This window comes from Pandoraea pulmonicola, assembly GCF_000815105.2.
GTDB lineage: Bacteria > Pseudomonadota > Gammaproteobacteria > Burkholderiales > Burkholderiaceae > Pandoraea > Pandoraea pulmonicola.
In genome coordinates this window covers 5669821-5689818 of the sequence record NZ_CP010310.2, presented here as the reverse complement: position 1 = coordinate 5689818, position 19998 = coordinate 5669821, and the positions used below count along the sequence as shown (strand labels likewise).

Sequence of the window (19998 nt, the reverse complement as noted above, 5' to 3'; positions counted from 1 at the left end):
TTGGCCGGAAGGTGCCAGCCATCCGGTGTGATGCACTCGGTTTCCACAAAAACTATTGAGAGATCCCGCATGAGTGAAGCACATAACGAGCATGAGTCCCTCATCAAAACACCGAAGCAGCTCATTGCCGCAGTCGTCGCAGGTTTTCTGGTACCGATCGTCATCATCGTCCTGCTGGTCAATTACGTGGGCAACAATGCCCTGACCGGCGCCGGCAGTTCCGCCATGACCGAGCAGGCCATCGCCGAGCGCATCGCGCCCGTGGCCAAGGTCGAAATCAAGGATGCCAGCGCGCCGCGCGTCTATCAGACCGGCGAACAACTCTACAAGGCCGTTTGCGCCACCTGCCACGCGTCCGGCACCGCCGGTGCGCCGAAGGTCGGCTCGCCCGACTGGGCACCGCGCATCGCGCAAGGCTACGACGAAATGCTCAAGATCGCCCTCGCGGGCAAGGGCGCCATGCCTGCGCGCGGCGGCACCAGCCCCGACGACGTGACGGACTACGAAATCGGTCGCGCCATCGTCTATATGGCCAACGCCTCGGGCGGCAAGCTCCAGGAACCGGCCGCTCCGGCCCAACCGGCTTCGGGCGCAGCAGCGGCCCCCGCCTCGGGTGCGCCGGCCGCCGCCTCAGGTGCCGACGCCGGCAGCGCGGCTGCCGCGGCAGCGGCCATGGCGTCGCTCAAGACGGCCGCGCCCGCCGCCGCAGGCGCGGGCAGCAACCTCGAAGCGGGCAAGAAACTCTACGACACCGTCTGCATGGCCTGTCACGCCGCCGGCGTCATGAACGCACCGAAGTTCGGCGACAAGGCCGCATGGGCGCCGCGCATCAAGACCGGCATCGACACATTGCACAACGCCGCACTCAAGGGCCTGAACGCCATGCCGCCCAAGGGCGGCGCGGCGAACGCGTCGGATGACGACGTCAAGGCTGCCGTCGACTACATGGTGAATGCGGCGAAGTAATCCGCCGGCGCCGTACAAAATCCCCGCCTTGGCGGTAATGCCGCTTCGACGCAAATCGAAGCGGCATTTTTTTACGGTGTTCCGTGGCCCTTCGTCTGGTCGGACCCGCAACAAACACGCTTAACTGAACGGCATTACCGCCTCGGCGGGGATTTTTTTTGTGCGCCGCAATATCCGCGGCGTCGGGCCGGCGGGATCATACCCGCACGCACAGCCGCGAATCGAAGCCCGCGTTCTCGATGCGTCCCTCGAAGCAATAGCCGCGAGGATTGCACAGCACCCGCGTGCGGCTCACGCGGTAGTCGAAGGAGTCGTGCGTGTGGCCGTGGATCCACAGGGCAGCGTCGGATTGTTCGACGACCGATGTCAAATCCGAAATGAACGCCGGATTGACGGGAGAGCCGTCGAAGCGGGGATGAATGCTCTTCGGCGTGGGCGCGTGATGCGTCACGACCACCGTTGGTCCGTCGTGCGGCGTGGCGAACACGCGCGAGAGCCACGCGACGTTCTCGCGGCACAGCGCAGCCGAGTCGTCCGGCGTGAAGAACGGCAGATCGGACCACGGCGCGGCCGGATCGCCCACACGAATGCGCGTGAAGTCGCGCACGAACTTCTGCGACGCTTCGATCACTTCGTTGTGCTTGCCTTGCGCGTCGTACAACGCGAAGTCGGTCCACAACGTCGTGCCGACGAAGCGCACGCCGCCGATCACCGCCGTCGCTCGCTCGAGCAGATGAACGTTGGTGCCCGCCACGAGGCGTCGGAGTTCGGCGAGCGTCCCGGCGAGCGTCGCGCCGTAGAACTCATGATTTCCGGGAACGTAGATGACGGGGCGAGGCAGTTGCTTCGCCCACTCGATGGCTTGCGCCGGGCGACTGATGTCGCCCGCGAGAATGGTGACGTCGGCGTCGACGTCGGGAACGGCCAACGGGGCTACGGACAGATGCAGGTCGGACAGGATATGCAGTCTCACGCACACGCTCCACTAGGCTTGGGGATGGTGCCGCACACGTGCCGCGCGCCAGCGTGCCGAACGCATCGCCGTGCGCCGGACGTGTGGGCATTGGTTCGAAATCGACGCGATTCGCGTATTGTTTCGCCCGTTTTTTACCGACTATCACCCGCGCGGCGCCGATGGTCAAGATGTCTTTGTCATCGATAGGATGCCCTCCTATAGTGAAACCTCACTTGACGAGTGGAGGAGAGCCTATGCGAAAACTGTGGGTTGCTGTCCTGCTTTGTTTGACCGGTCTGGTGGGCGCGGTGGTTGTGTCGAGTCCGGCAGCCGCATGTGACCAGACGTCTTCGGGCGGTGGCAAATAGCAGCAAGCCTTGCGAAGCATTGCGTATACGGCGTGCCTGCCGCCGCCGACAGCCCCGGTACGGATATCGCCGTTCCTCAAGCCAGCCCCCCGTTCGCGGGGGGCGACTCGTTGGGCGACTCGCGTGCGGGCACGCCAGGTACTCGCTACGTGCCCGACGTCGACGGCGTCTTGTTCCCGCCGCCCGCGAGCATCGCCTTGAGGCTGGCAAGCCGATCCTTCGGCGACATGGGCGCCTCCTCCGGCGGCGGGGGCGGCGCTTCGTCGAGTTGCATCTCGGGCACGAACCGCGATACCTCGCAGGAATAGGTTTCGCGCGCCCGTTTGCGCTTCTTGCACCACGATAGTTGCAGCGAGCGCTGCGCGCGCGTGATGCCCACATACATCAGCCGCCGCTCTTCCTCGATCTTCTCGGCGGTCACCTCTTCGTCCTCGCGAATGTGCGGCAGGATGCCTTCTTCCACGCCCACGAGGAAGACGTGCGGGTATTCGAGACCTTTCGACGCGTGCAGCGTGGACAGACGCACGGCGTCCGGATCGTCGCCATCGCGGCCCTCGAGCATCGACATCAGCGCGATGGTCTGCGTGAGCTCCATCAGGCTCTTGCCGTCGTCGTCCGCGTCTTCCTGGTTGTCCAGGCCCGTGGCGGCATCCGTGTTGTTGCGCGTGCCCTTGCGCTTCATCCATTCGAGGAATTCGAGCACCGTCGTCCAACGCGACTGCGCCTGACGTTCGTCGAACGTGTCGTACAGGTACGCCTCGTAGTGGATGCCTTCCATCAGGTCGTCGATGACCTCGTTGGCCGGATCGCGCGAGGCGCGCGCCGCAATGCGCTGGATGAAGTCGCAGAAGGCGCGCAGCGGTTCGAGTTGGCGCGGCTGCAAACGCGCTTCGACCGCGCCCATGTAGACGGCTTCGAACAGCGACACCTTGGCCTGCCCCGCGAAGCCGCCGAGCACTTCGAGCGTGGTGCTGCCCACACCGCGTCGCGGCGTGGTCACGGCGCGGATGAACGCAGGGTCGTCGTCGGGATTGGCGAGCAGGCGCAGATAGGCGCACAGATCCTTGATTTCTGCCTTGTCGAAGAACGATTGGCCGCCCGAGAGCACGTACGGAATGCGCTCGCGGCGCAGTACCTGCTCGAAGATGCGCGCCTGATGGTTGCCGCGATAGAGAATCGCGTAGTCGCGAAACTCCGCGCGGCGCTCGAACTTGTGGGCCGACAGGCGGAATACGACCGACTCGGCTTCGTGCTCCTCGTCGTTCATCGCGGTCACGGTGATCGGATCGCCCAGGCCGTGCTCGCTCCACAGCTTCTTCTCGAAGAGTTTCGGATTCTTCGCGATGACGTTGTTCGCCGCCGTCAGAATGCGCGACGTCGAGCGGTAGTTCTGTTCGAGCTTGATGACCTTGAGCGTCGGGAAATCCACCTGCAACTGCTTCAGATTCTCGAGCGTGGCGCCGCGCCAGCCGTAGATGGCCTGATCGTCGTCGCCCACGGCGGTGAACGCGGCGCGCTTGCCCGCGAGCAGCTTGAGCAGCAGGTACTGGCAGGTGTTGGTGTCCTGATACTCGTCGATGAGCAGATAGCGCAGCTTGTTCTGCCAGCGATCGCGCACGGATTCGTCACGCTCGAACAGTTCGGCGGGCAGGCGGATCAGGTCGTCGAAGTCGACCGCCTGATAGGCCTGCAGCGTCGCCATGTAATTGCGATAGACGAGGGCGGCCTGGTGCTCCTCGGTGGTCTCGGCGGCCGCGAGCGCCGTCTCGGGTGTGATCAGCCCGTTCTTCCACAACGAGATCGCCGTTTGCACGCCGCGAATCATCGCCTTGTCTGTCGTGCCGAGCTGTTCCTGGATCAGGCCGAAGCAGTCGTCAGCGTCGAGAATCGAAAACTGCGGCTTGAGGCCGACATTCTCCGCCTCGCGCCGCAGGATCTGCACACCGAGCGAGTGAAACGTACAGATCGTCAACTGATTGACGGGGACCTTGCGACCCTCCTTGCCGGGTGTGGTGAGCGTCTTGCCTTCGAGCTGCTTGGCCACGCGCTCGCGCATTTCGGCGGCGGCCTTGTTCGTGAAGGTCACGGCGGCGATGTGCTTCGGCTCGAACCCCTTGGTTTCGATGAGCCACGCGATCTTCTGCGTGATCACGCGCGTCTTGCCGCTGCCCGCGCCGGCCAGCACGAGGCAGGGGCCGTCGAAGTAGTGCGTGGCTTCGTTCTGGGCGGGGTTGAGCGGGAAGGACGACATGGTGTGAAGCGATGGGGGGTGAGAGTGGCGACCAGCGAGCGCGCGTCCGGCACGATGCGCGTGCACCGGCTGCGTCGGCTGTGACAAACATCGGCGTGCCGGGTGGTGGGCAAGTCTATCACGCGCCATGCGCATGGCCGCGACACCCCGGCGGGCGGGCGCCCCCGCGACTGTGGGGCGCGCGCGACGCTGTGGCTGGCGTCGACGTACAGCCGGTGCCTATAATGAAAAACGTTGCTACCGTGGTGAGGTCGCCCGTGCAATGTCCAACCTGTGGGACGAACAATGCGCCGCGTGCTTTGCACTGTGAGAAGTGTGGCGCGAGACTCGAGGACGCCGAACCGGGTTTCCGGGACAGCGCGCTCGCTGCGGCCGGCGCCGCCACGGCCGCAGGCGCTACCGTGGCGGCGGGCATCGATGAGATGCTCGCGGCAGGTTCTGCCGCGGCGCCCGGCAGCGGCCCGGGCAGCCAGGGCGCCGGCGAGACCCTCACCGCGCCCCGCAGTCGCCGCAACGACGACGGCGAACCCGAATGGCTCAACAGCGCGCTCGTCGTCGGCACCGCGGTCTTCGCGGCCATCGCGCTGATCGGCGTCTGGTGGAATCTGCGCGCTCCCTACGTCGACCCTGTTCCCAAACCTCCCGCTGGATTGACTGCCGCCCCGTTCAATAGCGGCAATAGTTTGCCGGCGCCGGCAGCCGCCTCCGTCGGGACCGCGGTTGCCGCCGCGCCTGCGACGGACGACGCGTCGGCGGCGCTGGCAGCGGCCGATGCCGCGGCATCGGCCGCCACGGCAGACGTCGCGTCGGCCCGTGGCGCACCGCTCACGGCCTCGGCGGCCACGGCGGCGCTGACCGCGCGCGCCACGGCGCTGCCGTCTTCCCCCTCGTCATCCGCGTCTCCCACAGCCGCGAACAACACCGCGCGGGACGCCATGACGCAGATGCTGAGTCGCCGCAACGCGATGGACGCCGGCAACGTGGCGCGTCCGAGCGCCAACGCCGATTTGCCCGCCCACTTCGACAATGAGGACATCGGACCCATCGCGGCGGATGCCGCGCAACACGCAGCTGCCGCGTCGGCGGCCTCCAAACCGGGGGCCGCGAGTGCCGCGAGTGCTGCGAGTGCCGCGGGCACGGCGGGCGCTATCGCGGCGGCTCTTGCGCAATGCGACCGCTATCGCTGGTACGAAGTGATTCCGAAGCAGCGCTGCATCTGGGCGGTGTGCAACGGGCGATGGGGCAAGGACGGCTGTCCGGCCGGTACGAATCCGGGAGAGTCGCACTGACGGGGCCCCGCTTGCGCCATTTGCCCATTTTCGCGCTGCGGCGATCAAAATGACCGATGTTCCGGAAGTGGGAGCGCAAGGCCCGAACCCCCCGCGCCATCGAGCTTCGCGATGGCCCCCACTCAGGCCGCCTGCGTCAAATTGACAGCCCTGCGCTTTCCCCGTAAAGTGCGCGAGCGTGGTCGGGAGAGCGCACCGGGAAGCACATGCCGGGGCCGCCGAAGGGGTAATACCCACAAACTCTCAGGCATCAAGGACCGTCCGCGCCGAAGGCGTTGCCTTCGATCTCTGGAGAGCGGTTGCGGCAAGCGAAAGCGCGCGGGCAACCCACCGAAGGGGCCGGTACGGGGGCAGACGCAAGCGCGCGTCGCACGGACCGGGCAATCTCTCAGGTACCAAGGACAGAGGGGTCATCTCGCCAACTGGCATTGCGCCGGGCAAGTGCATCAGCACGAGCCGGACGCGCAGAGTGCCGGTCGTCGAGATGACCCCTTTTTGCGTTTTCGGACGTGTCATATCCGAAATCCCCGAATCCTTGACGCCTGACGCCCCGATGACCGAACTCAAACGCACTCCGCTCAACGATACGCACCGCGCTGCCGGTGCCCGCATGGTCGATTTCGGCGGCTGGGACATGCCGGTGAACTACGGCTCCCAGATCGAAGAGCACAACGCCGTTCGCACCGACGCCGGCATGTTCGACGTCTCGCACATGTGCGTGGTCGACCTGCACGGTCCGGGCTGCCGCGAATTCCTGCGCTATGCGGTCGCCAACAACGTCGACAAGCTGCAAACGCCGGGCAAGGCCCTCTACACCTGCATGCTCAACCCGAGCGGCGGCGTGATCGACGACCTCATCATCTATTTCATCGCCGAAGACTGGTTCCGCATCGTCGTGAACGCCGGCACCGCCGACAAGGATCTCGCCTGGCTCGGCCAGCTCAACGCGCACGGCGACTACAACCTGACGATCGTGCCGCGCCGCGATCTGTCCATCGTGGCCGTGCAGGGCCCGAACGCGCGCGCCAAGGTCTGGCAGGCCGTGCCGGGCAGCCAGGCCGCGAGCGAAGCGCTCAAGCCCTTCAACGCCGCGTTCGCCAAGGACACCGCGTTCGGGGAACTGATGATCGCGCGCACCGGCTACACCGGTGAGGACGGTTTCGAAGTCATCGTGCCGGCCGATCATGTCGTGGCCCTGTGGCAGGCGCTGGTCGCCGCGGGCGTGCGCCCGGCCGGGCTCGGCGCGCGCGACACGCTGCGTCTGGAAGCCGGCATGAACCTGTACGGTCAGGACATGGACGACGACGTCTCGCCGCTCGACGCCGGCCTCGGCTGGACGGTCGAGAAGGACAGCGAGCGCACGTTCGTCGGCAAGGATTCGCTGCTCTCGCGCGGCCAGACGTGGCGTTTTGCCGGTCTCGTGCTCGACGGCAAGGGCGGCGTGCTGCGTGCGCACCAGGTGGTGGTGACCGACGCCGGCGAGGGCGAAATCACCAGCGGCACGTTCAGCCCGAGCCTGCAGCAATCGATTGCCTTCGCCCGCCTGCCCAAGGGCGTGCCGGACGGCGCAACCGTCCATGTGCAAATTCGCGACAAGCAATTGCCCGCACGTGTGGTCAAATTACCGTTCGTGCGTCACGGCAAGGCCGTGGTGGCGTGAGCGGCAGTCGCATCCCCGCGGTAGACGGCACGACAGATTCTCAATACGACACCCAATACTGAAACCGGAGCGTCACAAATGGCGAACACCCCCCATGATCTGAAGTACGCCGAGTCCCACGAGTGGGCTCGCCTCGAAGCCGACGGCACCGTGACCATCGGCATTACCGATCACGCCCAGGAAGCCCTGGGCGACGTGGTCTTCGTCGAGTTGCCGGACACCGGCCGCACGGTGGCCGCGAAGGAAGCCGTGGCCGTGGTCGAGTCGGTCAAGGCCGCCTCGGACATCTACGCCCCGATCGGCGGCGAGATCCTCGCGACGAACAGTAAAGTGCAGGGCGACCCGGAGTCGATCAACAAAGATCCGTATGACAACTGGCTGTTCCGCATCAAGCCGTCGAACGTGAAGGAACTCGACGCGCTGCTCACCGCCGAAGAATACAACGTCGGTCCGGGCGCCTGAGTCCTAGCCCGGCGGTCTGCCGGGTGGTTCGGGAGCGCCTGAACCACCCGCAGATCTGCTTCGAAGCAATCCATTGCCGTTGTCACTTGCCGTGACCGCCCGAGAGATCCGACCCATGAACGCCCCGACCGATCTGCATCAACCGCGCCGCTCGCTCGCCGAGCTCGAGCAGCGCGATAACTTCTCCGCCCGCCACATCGGCCCGGATACCCCCGAACAACAGGCGATGCTCGCCGAGCTCGGCTACGCCTCGCGTGCCGCGCTGATCGACGCCGTCGTGCCGGCGTCGATCCGTCGCGACGGCAAGCAGTTCGCCGCGACGCTCGGCCCGTTCGCCGCGCCGAAGACCGAGTCGCAGGCGCTGGCGCAACTGCGCGAGCTCGCCGATCGGAACCAGGTCTTCAAGTCGTTCATCGGTCAGGGCTACTACAACACGTTCACGCCGGGCGTGATCCTGCGCAACGTGCTGGAAAATCCCGCCTGGTACACAGCCTACACGCCGTACCAGCCGGAAATCTCGCAAGGCCGTCTCGAAGCGCTGCTCAACTACCAGCAGATGATCATCGACATGACGGGGCTGGCCATCGCCAACGCGTCGATGCTCGACGAAGCGACGGCGGCCGCCGAAGCGATGACGCTGGTCAAGCGTACGGGCAAGTCGAAGTCGAACACGTTCTTCGTGGCCGACGACGTGCTGCCGCAGACCATCGAAGTGGTGCAAACGCGCGCCAAGCCGCTGGGCATCGAGGTGCAGGTCGGTCCGGTGGCTGCCGCGGCCGAAGTCGACGCGTTCGGCGTGTTGGTGCAGTACCCCGGCGTGGGCGGCGACGTGCGCGACTACCGCGCGCTGGCCGATACGATCCACGCCAAGGGCGGCATGCTGATCGCCGCGGCCGATCTGCTCTCGCTCGCCCTGCTCACCCCGCCGGGCGAGTGGGGTGCCGACGTGGCCGTCGGCAACAGCCAGCGCTTCGGCGTGCCGATGGGTTTCGGCGGCCCGCACGCCGCCTATCTGGCCACGCGCGACGAACTCAAGCGCTCCATGCCGGGCCGCCTGGTCGGCGTGTCGATCGACTCGCAAGGCAAGCCGGCGCTGCGCCTTGCGCTGCAAACGCGCGAACAGCACATCCGTCGCGAGAAAGCCACCTCGAACATCTGTACGGCGCAGGCGCTGCTCGCCATCATGGCCAGCATGTATGCGGCGTATCACGGTCCGCAGGGCCTGCGCGTCATTGCCGAGCGCGTGCATCGTCTGACGGCCGTGCTGGCCGCTGGTCTGGCCAAACTGGGTGCCGCACCGCGCAACGCCACGTTCTTCGACACACTGACGGTGCCCGTCGTCGGCTGCGCCGACGCCGTGCACACGGTGGCGGTCGCGCGCCGCTTCAACCTGCGCCGCGAAGACGCCGACACCGTCGGCATCTCGCTCGACGAAACGAGTACCCGCGACGACGTGATCGCCCTGTGGGAAGTGATCGCCGAGGGCCTGGGCAAGAGCGCACAATCGTCGGCCACGCTCGACTTCGACGCGATCGAAGCCGGCGTGGCGAACGGTTTCCCGGTGGCGCTCGCGCGCCAAAGCGCGTACCTCACGCACCCGGTGTTCAACCGCTATCACTCGGAGCACGAAATGCTGCGCTATCTGCGCAGCCTGTCGGACAAGGATCTCGCGCTCGATCGCACGATGATCCCGCTGGGCTCGTGCACGATGAAGCTCAACGCCACGTCGGAGATGCTGCCGGTGACGTGGCCCGAGTTCGGCCAGATTCACCCGTTCGCGCCGACCGAGCAGACGGGGGGCTACCGTACGATGATCGACCAGCTCGAGCAGATGCTCGTGGCCGCGACTGGCTACGCCGCCGTGTCGTTGCAGCCGAACGCCGGCTCGCAGGGCGAGTACGCGGGGCTGCTGATCATCCAGGCGTACCATGCCTCGCGCGGCGAAGCGCATCGCGACATCTGCCTGATTCCGGCGTCGGCGCACGGCACCAACCCGGCGTCGGCCCAGATGGCCGGCATGCAGGTCGTGGTCGTGGCATGCGACGCGAACGGCAACGTCGATCTGGCCGATCTGCAGGCGAAGGCCGAGCAGCATCGCGACCGTCTGGCCGCGATCATGATGACGTACCCGTCCACGCATGGCGTGTTCGAAGCGGGCGCGCGTCAGATCTGCGAAATCGTGCACGCGAACGGCGGCCAGGTGTATGTCGACGGCGCGAACATGAACGCGATGGTCGGCCTGTGCGCGCCGGGCGAATTCGGTGGCGACGTCTCGCATCTGAACCTGCACAAGACGTTCTGCATTCCGCACGGCGGCGGCGGCCCGGGCGTGGGTCCGGTGGCCGTCGGCGCGCATCTGGCCAAGTTCCTGCCGAATCAGCGTTCGACCGGCTATTCGCGCGATGCAAACGGCATCGGCGCGGTGTCGGCCGCGCCGTACGGCTCGGCGTCGATTCTGCCGATCTCGTGGATGTACGTCGCGATGATGGGCGCGCCTGGCCTGACCGCCGCGACCGAAACCGCGATCCTCAACGCCAACTATCTCGCCAGGAAGCTCGCGCCGCACTATCCGGTGCTGTACACGGGCCCGGGTGGGCTGGTCGCGCACGAGTGCATTCTGGACTTGCGTCCGCTCAAGGAAACGAGCGGCATCACGGTGGACGACGTGGCCAAGCGCCTGATGGACTTCGGTTTCCACGCGCCGACGATGAGCTTCCCGGTGCCGGGCACGCTCATGGTCGAGCCGACCGAATCCGAGTCGAAGCACGAGCTCGATCGCTTCATCGAGGCGATGGTCGCCATTCGCGAAGAAATCCGTGCGGTGGAAGAAGGCCGTGCCGACCGTGAAGACAACCCGCTCAAGCACGCCCCGCACACGGCGGACGTCGTGACTGCCGACGAATGGCCGCACGCCTACGCGCGCAGTCAGGCGGCGTATCCGGTGGCGGGCCTGCGCGAACGCAAGTACTGGCCGCCGGTGGGCCGCGCGGACAACGTGTACGGCGACCGGAACCTGTTCTGCGCCTGCGTGCCGATGAGCGACTACGAGTAAGAAGAACCCCCATGGCCGTTTCAGTTTTCGATTTGTTCAAGATCGGTATCGGACCGTCGAGTTCGCATACCGTGGGGCCGATGCGCGCAGCACTGATGTTCGTCCAGGGACTGGAGCGCGACGGATTGCTGCCACAGGTGGCGTCGCTGCGCGCGGAGCTTTACGGCTCGCTCGGCGCCACGGGCAAGGGTCACGGCACCGACAAGGGCGTGCTGCTGGGTTTCATGGGCGAAGCGCCGGACACGGTCGATCCGTCGACGATCGCCGGGCGTCTCGCCACGCTGCGCCGCGAGAAGGCGTTGTCGATTCTCGGCAAGTACGAGGTGCCGTTCGTCGAGAAAGAGCACATGGTGTTCTTCCGTCGCGAGGCGATGGCCGAGCATCCGAACGGCATGAAATTCCATGCGTTCGACAGCGAGGGCAACAAGCTGCGCGAAGGGCGTTATCTGTCGGTGGGCGGTGGCTTTGTGGTGACGGCGGGGGCGTCGAACACGCAGGTGCTCGCCGCGCACGATCAGTTGCCGTACCCGTTCCGCACCGGCAAGGAGTTGCTCGAGATGTGCCGCGCGAGCGGCAAGACCATCGCCCAGTTGATGTGGGAGAACGAGAAGGTCTGGCACAAGGGCAATAAGGACGGGAAGGACGAGAAGACGGCCGAGGAAGACATTCGTCGCGGCCTGCTCAACATCTGGGCGGTGATGCAATCGTGTGTCACGCGCGGGTGCGGCATCGGCAACGACGAAGCGGACGGCGAACTGCCCGGGCCGTTGCATGTGCGACGTCGCGCGCCGGAACTGTACCGTCAGCTCACGCAACGGGCTGAGCGTACGCTGTCGGATCCGCTTTCGGTGATGGACTGGGTGAACCTGTACGCGATTGCCGTCAACGAAGAGAACGCCGCGGGCGGGCGCGTGGTGACGGCGCCGACGAACGGCGCGGCGGGCATCATTCCGTCGGTGCTGCATTACTACGACCGCTTCGTGCATGGCGCGAACGAGCAGGGTGTGATCGACTTCCTGCTCACGGCGGGGGCCATCGGCATCCTGTACAAGCTCAATGCGTCGATTTCGGGCGCGGAAGTGGGCTGCCAGGGCGAAGTCGGCGTGGCGTGCTCGATGGCGGCAGGCGCGCTGGCCGCGGTGCTGGGCGGCACGGTCGAGCAAGTCGAGAACGCCGCGGAAATCGGCATGGAGCACAACCTGGGGCTCACCTGCGATCCGGTGGGGGGGCTCGTGCAGATTCCATGCATCGAGCGCAATGCGATGGCGTCGGTCAAGGCCGTGAACGCCGCACGCATGGCGCTTCGCGGCGACGGCGCGCACTACGTCTCGCTCGACTCGGTCATCAAGACGATGCGCGAGACCGGCGCCGACATGAAGACGAAGTACAAGGAAACGGCGCGCGGCGGGCTGGCGGTGAATATCGTGGAGTGCTGACCCCGCGCGCTGCGTTTGTCTGTGTCTCGCCGTGCAGTGTGTGGGGCGGCGGGATATGCGGCAAGCGCTGTGTCGACGCAGGATGGCCGCATGAGCGGAAGTCGATGCGGAAAACCGGTTTGGCGAGTATGACGTCTGACAAATTTGCGTAGGCCGCACGGCGTTTGCCGTGCGGCCTTTTTGCTTTCCAACGAATCGCTTCGGGTTCCGCGAACGTATCTCGCCAAATCCGGCCGATTCCCACTCCTCTAATTCCAGCACGCGCGGAGAATGACACGCTTCGACGACTTTACTGTCACGCGCGATAACGCGTGCGGCGCTGGAGCAGGAGGAGTTCAACAATGCGCAAACGCCAATCTGGCATTTTTCTGGTCTCTGCCGCGATTGCGGTCGCGGTGGTCGGCATGCTGATCACGTTCTGGGGCGTCAATTATTCACGCCAGATGCGAACCGAAAAAGCCGAGCGTGTTGGCGAGGCGCTGAAAGCGATCGGCGACGCGGTTGACACCTTTGCTGTGCGGTACCACGCAGACATACAGCGGGTGTTCGAAGAGCCCAATAGAAAGTTCTCTGTCAACGGTGTCGAATTCAAGTTGACGTCAGCCGGCAACGCCTTCGACGAAGATCACTTGAGCAATCTCTCTGCCGAAAATCTCATCAAAGCGTTACGCCTTCCTGGTGTGAGCAGCCGTCCGCCGAGCGGTGTGGGGGAGTACGCGATTCGGATCTACCGGACATGCGGCGGTACGCCGAAGATTTGTCAGCTCCGCACGCTGACGTTTCTTACTGAACCGATGAAGCGCACCTATTCATCCGAAGCGGACTTCGATTTCGCCGCGGTTGCCGCACGAAAGATCGGTGCGGCAGGCGGAATATCGACGCAGGATAGGCCGCAGAATTTCCGTTTCATCGACGAAAAGGACAACCCGATCCCGGTGAAGAATCCATTGAACCTCGCCGGTCTCATTGCCATCCGAGGCGGGGCTCAGACCGATAATCTCAACCTCAACGTCAAGCGAGATGGTTCGCTTCCTATGACCGGAGATCTGACGATGTCGGGCAAGGATGCGCGAGGCAATAGCGTGGAGCACAGCATCGTCGGGGTCAAGAATATCTCCGGGTCCGGGGTGCTCGCGATGGACGAGCTGAAAATCAAGAAAGAAGCGACGATCTCCGGAAAACTGAATCTCGAGAAAGAACTGGACCTGCGGAAGAACAATATCGTTGGGGCGGGCGACATTCGGGGAAGCGGCAAACTCGTAATGAACTCGCTGACGGTCAACGATGCAGACGTTGGCGGTAAGTTCACGGCAAAAAAGGGAGCCAGGTTCGAGGGCGATCTGAATATGTCGGGGAACGAGATCAAAGGCGCGAAGAAGCTCGAGGCCGAGAACGTGACGGCGTCGGGCAATCTCAAATCAGGCGAGGGCCTCGTCGAGTTGGGTAAGGGTGTCAAGCTCGGCGACGAGTGCAGCATCTGGGGGCTCGCGCGCGACAACGATGGCCGGGTCGTGTCCTGTCAGCGGGAGAAGGAGAGATCGAACGTTTGGCGTTGGAAGCTCTCCAGCGCTCCTCAGACAGTGAAGGAGGTGCCTGTCGCTATCCGCGAGGAGATCGAGAGGCTCGTTCGACTGGGGGAAGGCTGGAAGATGTCCGTGCTTTCCGTCGACGGGCGTCTATCGCGAGGCGTCGTCGATCCGGGGAATCTGTATTTCCGCACCAACGCAGGAACCAGCAAAGTGATGGCCTGCGCGCTGCTTCCGCCGCAAGCGGGCCTACGCACCAGCCGTACACCCATCATGTCATTGGGCGACATAGGCTACGTCGTCGGCACCGGTGCCGACGAATTGATCTGCCTCTCCAAGGGACGCGGAAGCGTACGCCTCGACGCGTATGCCTGGACATGGGGAAACGCGGGTGTCCCCGGTAGTCTGACAGACCGCTATGGTTATCTTCTATGGGGAGAGGACCTTGCGGACCGCCGATTCCCGATCGCCGTCTATGACGATAAGCACCGTGAGTTCAAACGCAAGTTGGAGGACTTGTTGTCCAACCTCGCGCCGCAGGCGAAGCCCGGGGACTGGAGTTCCCAGGCCAATGTTGTGGGAAAGCGGTGGTTCTACCGATCGGACGGGCGGGTCGTCATTCATCGTGCACTCTCGTGCATCGTCTCGGACAGCGGCAACTACCGCGGAATCACCACTCTCGGCTTCGATTCCCGGACCCGCAGTCCGACAATTCGCATCAGTGGCGGTAGTGGTGGGGGCGCGGAATTGACGTGTGCATTCTCTGACGCCGGCGATTTGACCGCAGTCAAATTCAAGCAGTGCCACAACAACTGTTTTCCTTCATGAGTCGATGCACCGAGCGCTTCACTGCTGGGCATCGAAGTCACGTCGCTACATCGATGAACGTCATATGTCGGTCACATTTTCGCTTTAATCTACGCCTCGATGTCTCCTTGCCTTGTCTTTGAGCCGCCCGGCGAATGCCGAGCGGCTTTTTTATTTTGCGACGACGATTTGACGTAACGGCGAGGCGGCGCGCGCCGTGATTTGCGCTCTTTCCCAATTTTGCGTATAGGAAGGTGCGGAAAAATGTGCCGGACTGTGTCAATACTATCGAACTTTTGCGACTCTTTATCGCTTTCCCTACTGGCAAGGGTTCATCAGCGTTGGTGCAGACGCCAACCTGTCCGATAGCGTAAGGAGACGCAATTCATGGAAGGCTGGCTCAAACCGATCGTCGACACCGTCGGTGGCGTGCTTTCGGGGTATCCCCTTATCGTCGTCCTGTTGGGCGCAGGCTTGTACTTCACCCTCCGGTTCGGAGGGATTCAGGTGCGCGCACTCTGGCATAGCGTCTGCCTGTTGCGGATTTCCGGTGGCACCTCCGGCATTTCACCTTTTCAGGCGTTTGCGACGGGCCTGGCGAGCCGCGTGGGCACCGGCAATATCGCGGGCGTTGCCGTAGCGCTGACCATTGGTGGTCCGGGGGCGATCTTCTGGATGTGGATGACCGCGCTGCTCGGCATGGCGTCGGCCTTCGTCGAGTCGACGCTGGCGCAGATCTTCAAGATCTCATGGCACGACAATACCTTCCGTGGCGGTCCCGCTTACTACATCCAGCTTGGCCTCGGCTCGCGCAAGTTCGGCATCGTCTTTGCGCTGGCGTTGCTCTTCACATTCGGATTCGCGCTCAACTCGGTGCAGTCGCACTCGATTGCCGAGGCGCTGGAGGCGTCGTTCGGATGGGAGCGCACATGGATCGGCATCGCGCTGGTGTTGATGACGGCACCGATCATCTATGGCGGTGTGCGACGCGTCGCGCGTTTTGCGCAATGGATCGTTCCGGTATTGGCGATAGCCTATCTCGGGCTCGCCGTGTACATCTGTATCGTCAATATCGATCAGATCCCGGGCATGATTTCGATGATCCTGCGGCACGCCTTCGGGCTTGAGCCTGCCGTGGGCGGTATTGCCGGATATGCGGTGAGTCAGGCGGTGTTGATGGGGGTGAAGCGCGGTCTGTTCTCCAATGAGGCGGGCATGGGCAGCGCGCCCAACGCGGCGGCGGTGGCGACGACCCGGCACCCGGTGCAGCAAGGGTTGATGCAAATGCTCGGCGTATTCTTCGACACAATTGTGGTGTGCTCGGCCACGGCATTCATGATTCTGCTCTCCGGCGAGTTCATCCCAGGCGCCGCGCCGGAAGGGGCCGTACTTACGCAACGCTCGCTGGCGGCACACGTGGGCAACTGGGCGGTCGTCTTCACAGGGATCACCGTATTCTTCCTCGCATACTCGAGCGTACTGGGCAACTATGCGTATGCCGAAGTCAACATGGACTACCTGACACAACGTCCGTGGTTGCTCAATATCTTTCGTGCACTGGTGCTGCTCGCGGTGATGCTTGGCTCCGTCGCCAGCCTGCCGTTGGTATGGAGCTTTGCGGACGTCGGCACCGCTTTGATGGCATTCATCAATCTGTTCGCCATCGGCATGCTGATGAAGTATGTGTTGATCGCGTGGCGAGACTATCAGGCGCAGCGCAAGGCGGGTATTGTCGAACCGGTTTTCACGCGCGACGTGTTGCCCCCGGAGATGCGAGAGCGGCTGTCAAAAGATGTCTGGTGTGCTGAGCGGGGTGATGGACGTTGATAGCGGTCACACCCGTCTTGGGTATTCGACGCTCTGTCGATAGCTGCGAAACGCCTCAAACACAAGGGCCGGCGAGTCATCCTCACCAGCCCTTGTTGATGGTGCTGCCATTGAAGCGTTATCGGCTTACTTGCCGCCGACGGTCTCCAGCACGGTCCACTTGCCGTCCACGACCTTGTAGACGGTGATCGAGCCGTACTTCAGATCGCCCACGTTGTCGTAGGCAAGCTCACGTGTGGTCACGCCCGGCATGCTCGTCTTGGCCAGCGTCGGCAGGTACTTCGCCGGGTCGGTCGAGTTGGCCTTCTTCATGGCCGACATCATGGCCATGGCGCCGTCGTACGCGTACGGCGAGTACGTCTCCGGCGCCGCGCCGAACTTGGCCTTGTAGCGCTGCTCGTAGGCTGCGCCACCCGGCATCTTGTCGAGCGGCAGGCCCGCGAGCGACACCACCGAGCCATTGGCGGCGTCGCCGGCGATCTTCAGGAACGCGTCCGACTTGACCATCTCGCCGGCCATCAGCGTGCTCTTCATGCCGAGCTCGCGCATCTGCTTGGCGAGCGGGCCGGCTTGCGCGTCGGCCCCGCCGTAGAAGATCACGTCCGGATTGGCGCGCTTGAGGTTGGTGAGAATGGCGCGGAAGTCCACCGCCTTGTCGTTGGCGAATTCGCGACGCACGATCTTGCCGCCGGCAGCCTTCGCAGCTTTCTCGAACTCGTCCGCCAGACCCTGACCGTAGGCGGTGCGGTCGTCGACGATGGCGATGTTCTTGAAGCCCAGCTTCTTGACGGCGAAGTTACCGACGACCGACCCTTGCTGGATGTCCGAGGTCATCATGCGGAACGTCGTCTTGAAACCTTGCTTCGTGTATTCCGGGGCCGTCGCCATGGCGATCTCCGGAATCCCCGCCTGCGCGTAGATGCGCGAAGCCGGGATGGTCGTGCCCGAGTTGAAGTGGCCCAGCATGCCCTTGACGCCCGAGTCGACCAGCTTCTGCGCGACCAGCGAACCCTGACGCGGGTCGGCCTGATCGTCTTCCGCCTGCAGCACGAACTTCACCGGCTTGCCTTCGATGGTCGGCTTCGTCGCGTTGTATTCGTCGACGGCAAGTTGAATGCCGTTCTGCATGTCCTTGCCGTAGTGCGCCTGGGCGCCCGTGAGCGGTGCGGCAAAACCCAGCTTCACTTCCTGCGCCTGTTGGGCGTGCGCGGCACCGCCAAATGCGAGCAGTCCCGCAACTGCCAATGCGCCAGCCGTAAGCTTCGATTGCATCAACCCTCTCCTTGCATGTGTATGTCGTTGAGTGGCGCGCCTGCGGGATCGCCGCGACGCGCCTTCCTGGAACGCTGTCTGCCCAGAGCCGGTCGACTCTGAGATGGCATCGACCGAAATCAAACGCACAATGCGTCCGACGCGGCAGTATTGGATGGCTGCGCGCGCCGGTCAAGAGGGACATATTCCGATAGAAGGTGCTACCGGCTTATGGCGAAGGTTGCGCCGTGGGTGCATCGGTGGCACCCGCGTCGGCCGGGGCGCCTTGCTGGATCTCCGCCAGGGCTTTTTCAGCAGATGCATAACGCGCCAGCACCTCGGCGCCGGGCGCCCGATCGAACCGGCTCACCGCGATCAGCGCCAGGCCGCCCAGCACGAAGCCCGGCACGATTTCGTACAGATCCAGCCAGCCGAGCTGCTTCCAGACGAGCACCGTCGCGGCTCCGACCACGATGCCCGCCAGCGCCCCGTTGCGGGTGACGCGCGGCCACAACAGCGTGGCAAGCACCAGCGGACCGAAGGCGGCGCCGAAGCCCGCCCAGGCGTAGCTCACCATGCCGAGCACCCGGCTCTCGGGATCGAGGGCCAGCAGCACGGCGATCACGGCCACGGCGAGCACCATCGCGCGGCCGATCCACACTAGACGGCGCTGGCTCACCGGCCCACGCGCGAAGGTCTTGTAAAGGTCCTCCGTCAACGCACTGGCGCACACGAGCAACTGGCACGACAGCGTGCTCATGACGGCCGCCAGAATCGCGGCGAGCAGAATGCCGGCGAGCCACGGGGCGAAAAGGCGCGTCGTGAGCGACATGAAAATGGTTTCGGGGTTGGCCGCCACACCCGCGCCCAGGTCGGGACGCGCACTATAGAACGCCAGCCCGAAGAAGCCCACCGCCACCGCGCCGCTCAGGCACAGCACCATCCAGGTCATGCAGATGCGCCGCGCCTGCGGAATCGCGGCCGCCGAGCGCGCCGCCATGAAGCGCACCAGAATGTGCGGCTGCCCGAAGTAGCCCAGCCCCCAGGCGAGCATCGAGATCACGCCGATGGGCGCGAGGTCTCCGAACCAGTCAGTGTGCGACGGGTGGACGGCCGTCACGGCGTCCACGGCCGCGGCCGGGCTGCCGTCGAGCGCGATCACGGCGATCGGCGTCACGACCAGCGCCGCGAACATCAGCGAGGCCTGCACCGTATCGGTCCAGCTCACGGCCAGGAAGCCGCCGATGAAGACATACGCGATGGTCGCCACGGCGCCGATCCACAGCGCGGTATGGTATTCCAGGCCGAACATCGTCTCGAACAGACGCGCACCCGCCACGACGCCCGACGCGCAATAGATCGTGAAGAAGATGAGGATCACCAGCGCCGTGACGATGCGCAGCACGTGGCTGCGGTCGTCGAAGCGCTGCGTGAGGTATTCGGGAAGCGTGAGCGCGTTGCCGCAGACTTCCGTGTGCACACGCAGACGTGCCGCCACCAGACGCCAGTTCGCCCATGCACCGATGGCCAGGCCGATGGCGATCCACACGCCGGACAGGCCGCCCGCATAGATCGCGCCCGGCAAACCGAGCAGCAGCCAGCCGCTCATGTCGGACGCCCCGGCCGAGAGCGCCGTGACGAAGCTGCCGAGACGCCGTCCACCCAGGATGTAGTCGGAGAGATTATTGGTCGAGCGGTAGCCCAGCCAGCCGATAGCGAGCATCAGCAGCAGGTAGACGGTGAACGACACCGCGGTGGGGTTCCAAAGGGACATGTTGCCTCCTTGAGCGACGCCGTCACGTACGTCGCGCGCCTGCCCCGGCATGACGAGGCGGCGACGACGCAGGGCGGCGATCGCGGCGGCCGGCGATACGTGTCGCCGGCACGGGTTGACCGCGCGAAGGCGGTGAGATGCGTGATATGTCGGGGGCGGGCGCGACAATACCGCGAATGGGCCGACCGCGCTCGGCTACGGGACTTGCGTTAGGACGCAAGAGACGGATGTCGTTGGCAAGGCGGACGCGAGGGGGGCGGGAGGGGAGAACGTCAAAACAGCGCGGCCACCTGCGCCCGCAAAGGCGGGGCGTGGGTGGCCGCATGAGGCCGGACGAGAGAAACGTGCCGCCGGCGCTCACGGAGAGACGCCGG

12 protein-coding genes and 2 riboswitches are annotated in these 19998 nt (G+C 64.7%); of the genes, 8 read left to right on the top strand and 4 right to left on the bottom strand.

Going from position 1 to position 19998, the window contains the following annotated elements; all coding sequences use genetic code 11:
* Nucleotides 1–69: 69 nt before the first annotated feature.
* Entirely contained in the window at nt 70–966 is an 897-nt protein-coding gene (locus tag RO07_RS24575) for a c-type cytochrome (protein ID WP_039406626.1), read from the top strand.
* A gap of 196 nt (nt 967–1162) precedes the next feature.
* On the opposite strand, the gene RO07_RS24570 is transcribed toward RO07_RS24575, so the two are convergent.
* Together RO07_RS24570 and RO07_RS24565 are read right to left on the bottom strand one after the other, a co-directional pair.
* Nucleotides 1163–1939 carry a metallophosphoesterase gene (locus tag RO07_RS24570; RefSeq protein WP_039406624.1) on the bottom strand — a complete coding sequence of 259 codons (777 nt, stop codon included), beginning with the start codon at nt 1937–1939 and terminating at the stop codon, nt 1163–1165.
* 495 nt (nt 1940–2434) lie between these two features.
* Nucleotides 2435–4540 (bottom strand): UvrD-helicase domain-containing protein, encoded by a 2106-nt coding sequence (locus tag RO07_RS24565; RefSeq protein ID WP_039406622.1) that lies wholly within the window; start codon nt 4538–4540, stop codon nt 2435–2437.
* 299 nt (nt 4541–4839) lie between these two features.
* Here RO07_RS24565 and RO07_RS24560 point away from each other — a divergent pair, with 299 nt between their 5' ends.
* From RO07_RS24560 to RO07_RS24530, 7 genes are all read left to right on the top strand, one after another.
* Complete coding sequence (locus tag RO07_RS24560) at nt 4840–5829, top strand: hypothetical protein (protein ID WP_039406621.1); 990 nt, start codon at nt 4840–4842, stop codon at nt 5827–5829.
* Nucleotides 5830–6002: 173 nt separating this feature from the next.
* Nucleotides 6003–6099: riboswitch (glycine riboswitch) on the top strand.
* Between the two features lie 8 nt (nt 6100–6107).
* A riboswitch (glycine riboswitch) is annotated at nt 6108–6244 on the top strand.
* A gap of 138 nt (nt 6245–6382) precedes the next feature.
* The gene (gene gcvT, locus RO07_RS24555; protein ID WP_039406619.1) at nt 6383–7489 is read left to right on the top strand and encodes a glycine cleavage system aminomethyltransferase GcvT; all 1107 of its coding nucleotides are present in this window, start codon (nt 6383–6385) and stop codon (nt 7487–7489) included.
* A 78-nt stretch (nt 7490–7567) separates the two neighbouring features.
* Nucleotides 7568–7951: a glycine cleavage system protein GcvH gene (gcvH, locus tag RO07_RS24550; protein ID WP_039406617.1), complete on the top strand. Its 384-nt coding sequence runs from the start codon at nt 7568–7570 to the stop codon at nt 7949–7951.
* A 115-nt stretch (nt 7952–8066) separates the two neighbouring features.
* Nucleotides 8067–11003, top strand: a complete 2937-nt coding sequence (gcvP, locus tag RO07_RS24545) for an aminomethyl-transferring glycine dehydrogenase (RefSeq protein WP_052266864.1) — start codon at nt 8067–8069, stop codon at nt 11001–11003.
* 11 nt (nt 11004–11014) lie between these two features.
* On the top strand, nt 11015–12439 hold the full coding sequence (locus RO07_RS24540; RefSeq protein ID WP_039406615.1) for an L-serine ammonia-lyase: 1425 nt from the start codon (nt 11015–11017) through the stop codon (nt 12437–12439).
* A 341-nt stretch (nt 12440–12780) separates the two neighbouring features.
* Entirely contained in the window at nt 12781–14793 is a 2013-nt protein-coding gene (locus tag RO07_RS24535; RefSeq protein WP_039406614.1) for a hypothetical protein, read from the top strand.
* A gap of 366 nt (nt 14794–15159) precedes the next feature.
* Nucleotides 15160–16599 carry an alanine/glycine:cation symporter family protein gene (locus tag RO07_RS24530; protein WP_039406612.1) on the top strand — a complete coding sequence of 480 codons (1440 nt, stop codon included), beginning with the start codon at nt 15160–15162 and terminating at the stop codon, nt 16597–16599.
* A gap of 126 nt (nt 16600–16725) precedes the next feature.
* On the opposite strand, the gene RO07_RS24525 is transcribed toward RO07_RS24530, so the two are convergent.
* Both RO07_RS24525 and putP read right to left on the bottom strand, forming a co-directional pair.
* A complete protein-coding gene (locus tag RO07_RS24525) occupies nt 16726–17871 on the bottom strand; it encodes a branched-chain amino acid ABC transporter substrate-binding protein (RefSeq protein WP_039406610.1) in 1146 nt (381 codons plus the stop codon).
* Between the two features lie 208 nt (nt 17872–18079).
* Nucleotides 18080–19624, bottom strand: coding sequence for a sodium/proline symporter PutP (gene putP, locus RO07_RS24520; RefSeq protein WP_039413573.1), 1545 nt, complete (start codon nt 19622–19624; stop codon nt 18080–18082).
* Between the last annotated feature and the right edge of the window lie 374 nt (nt 19625–19998).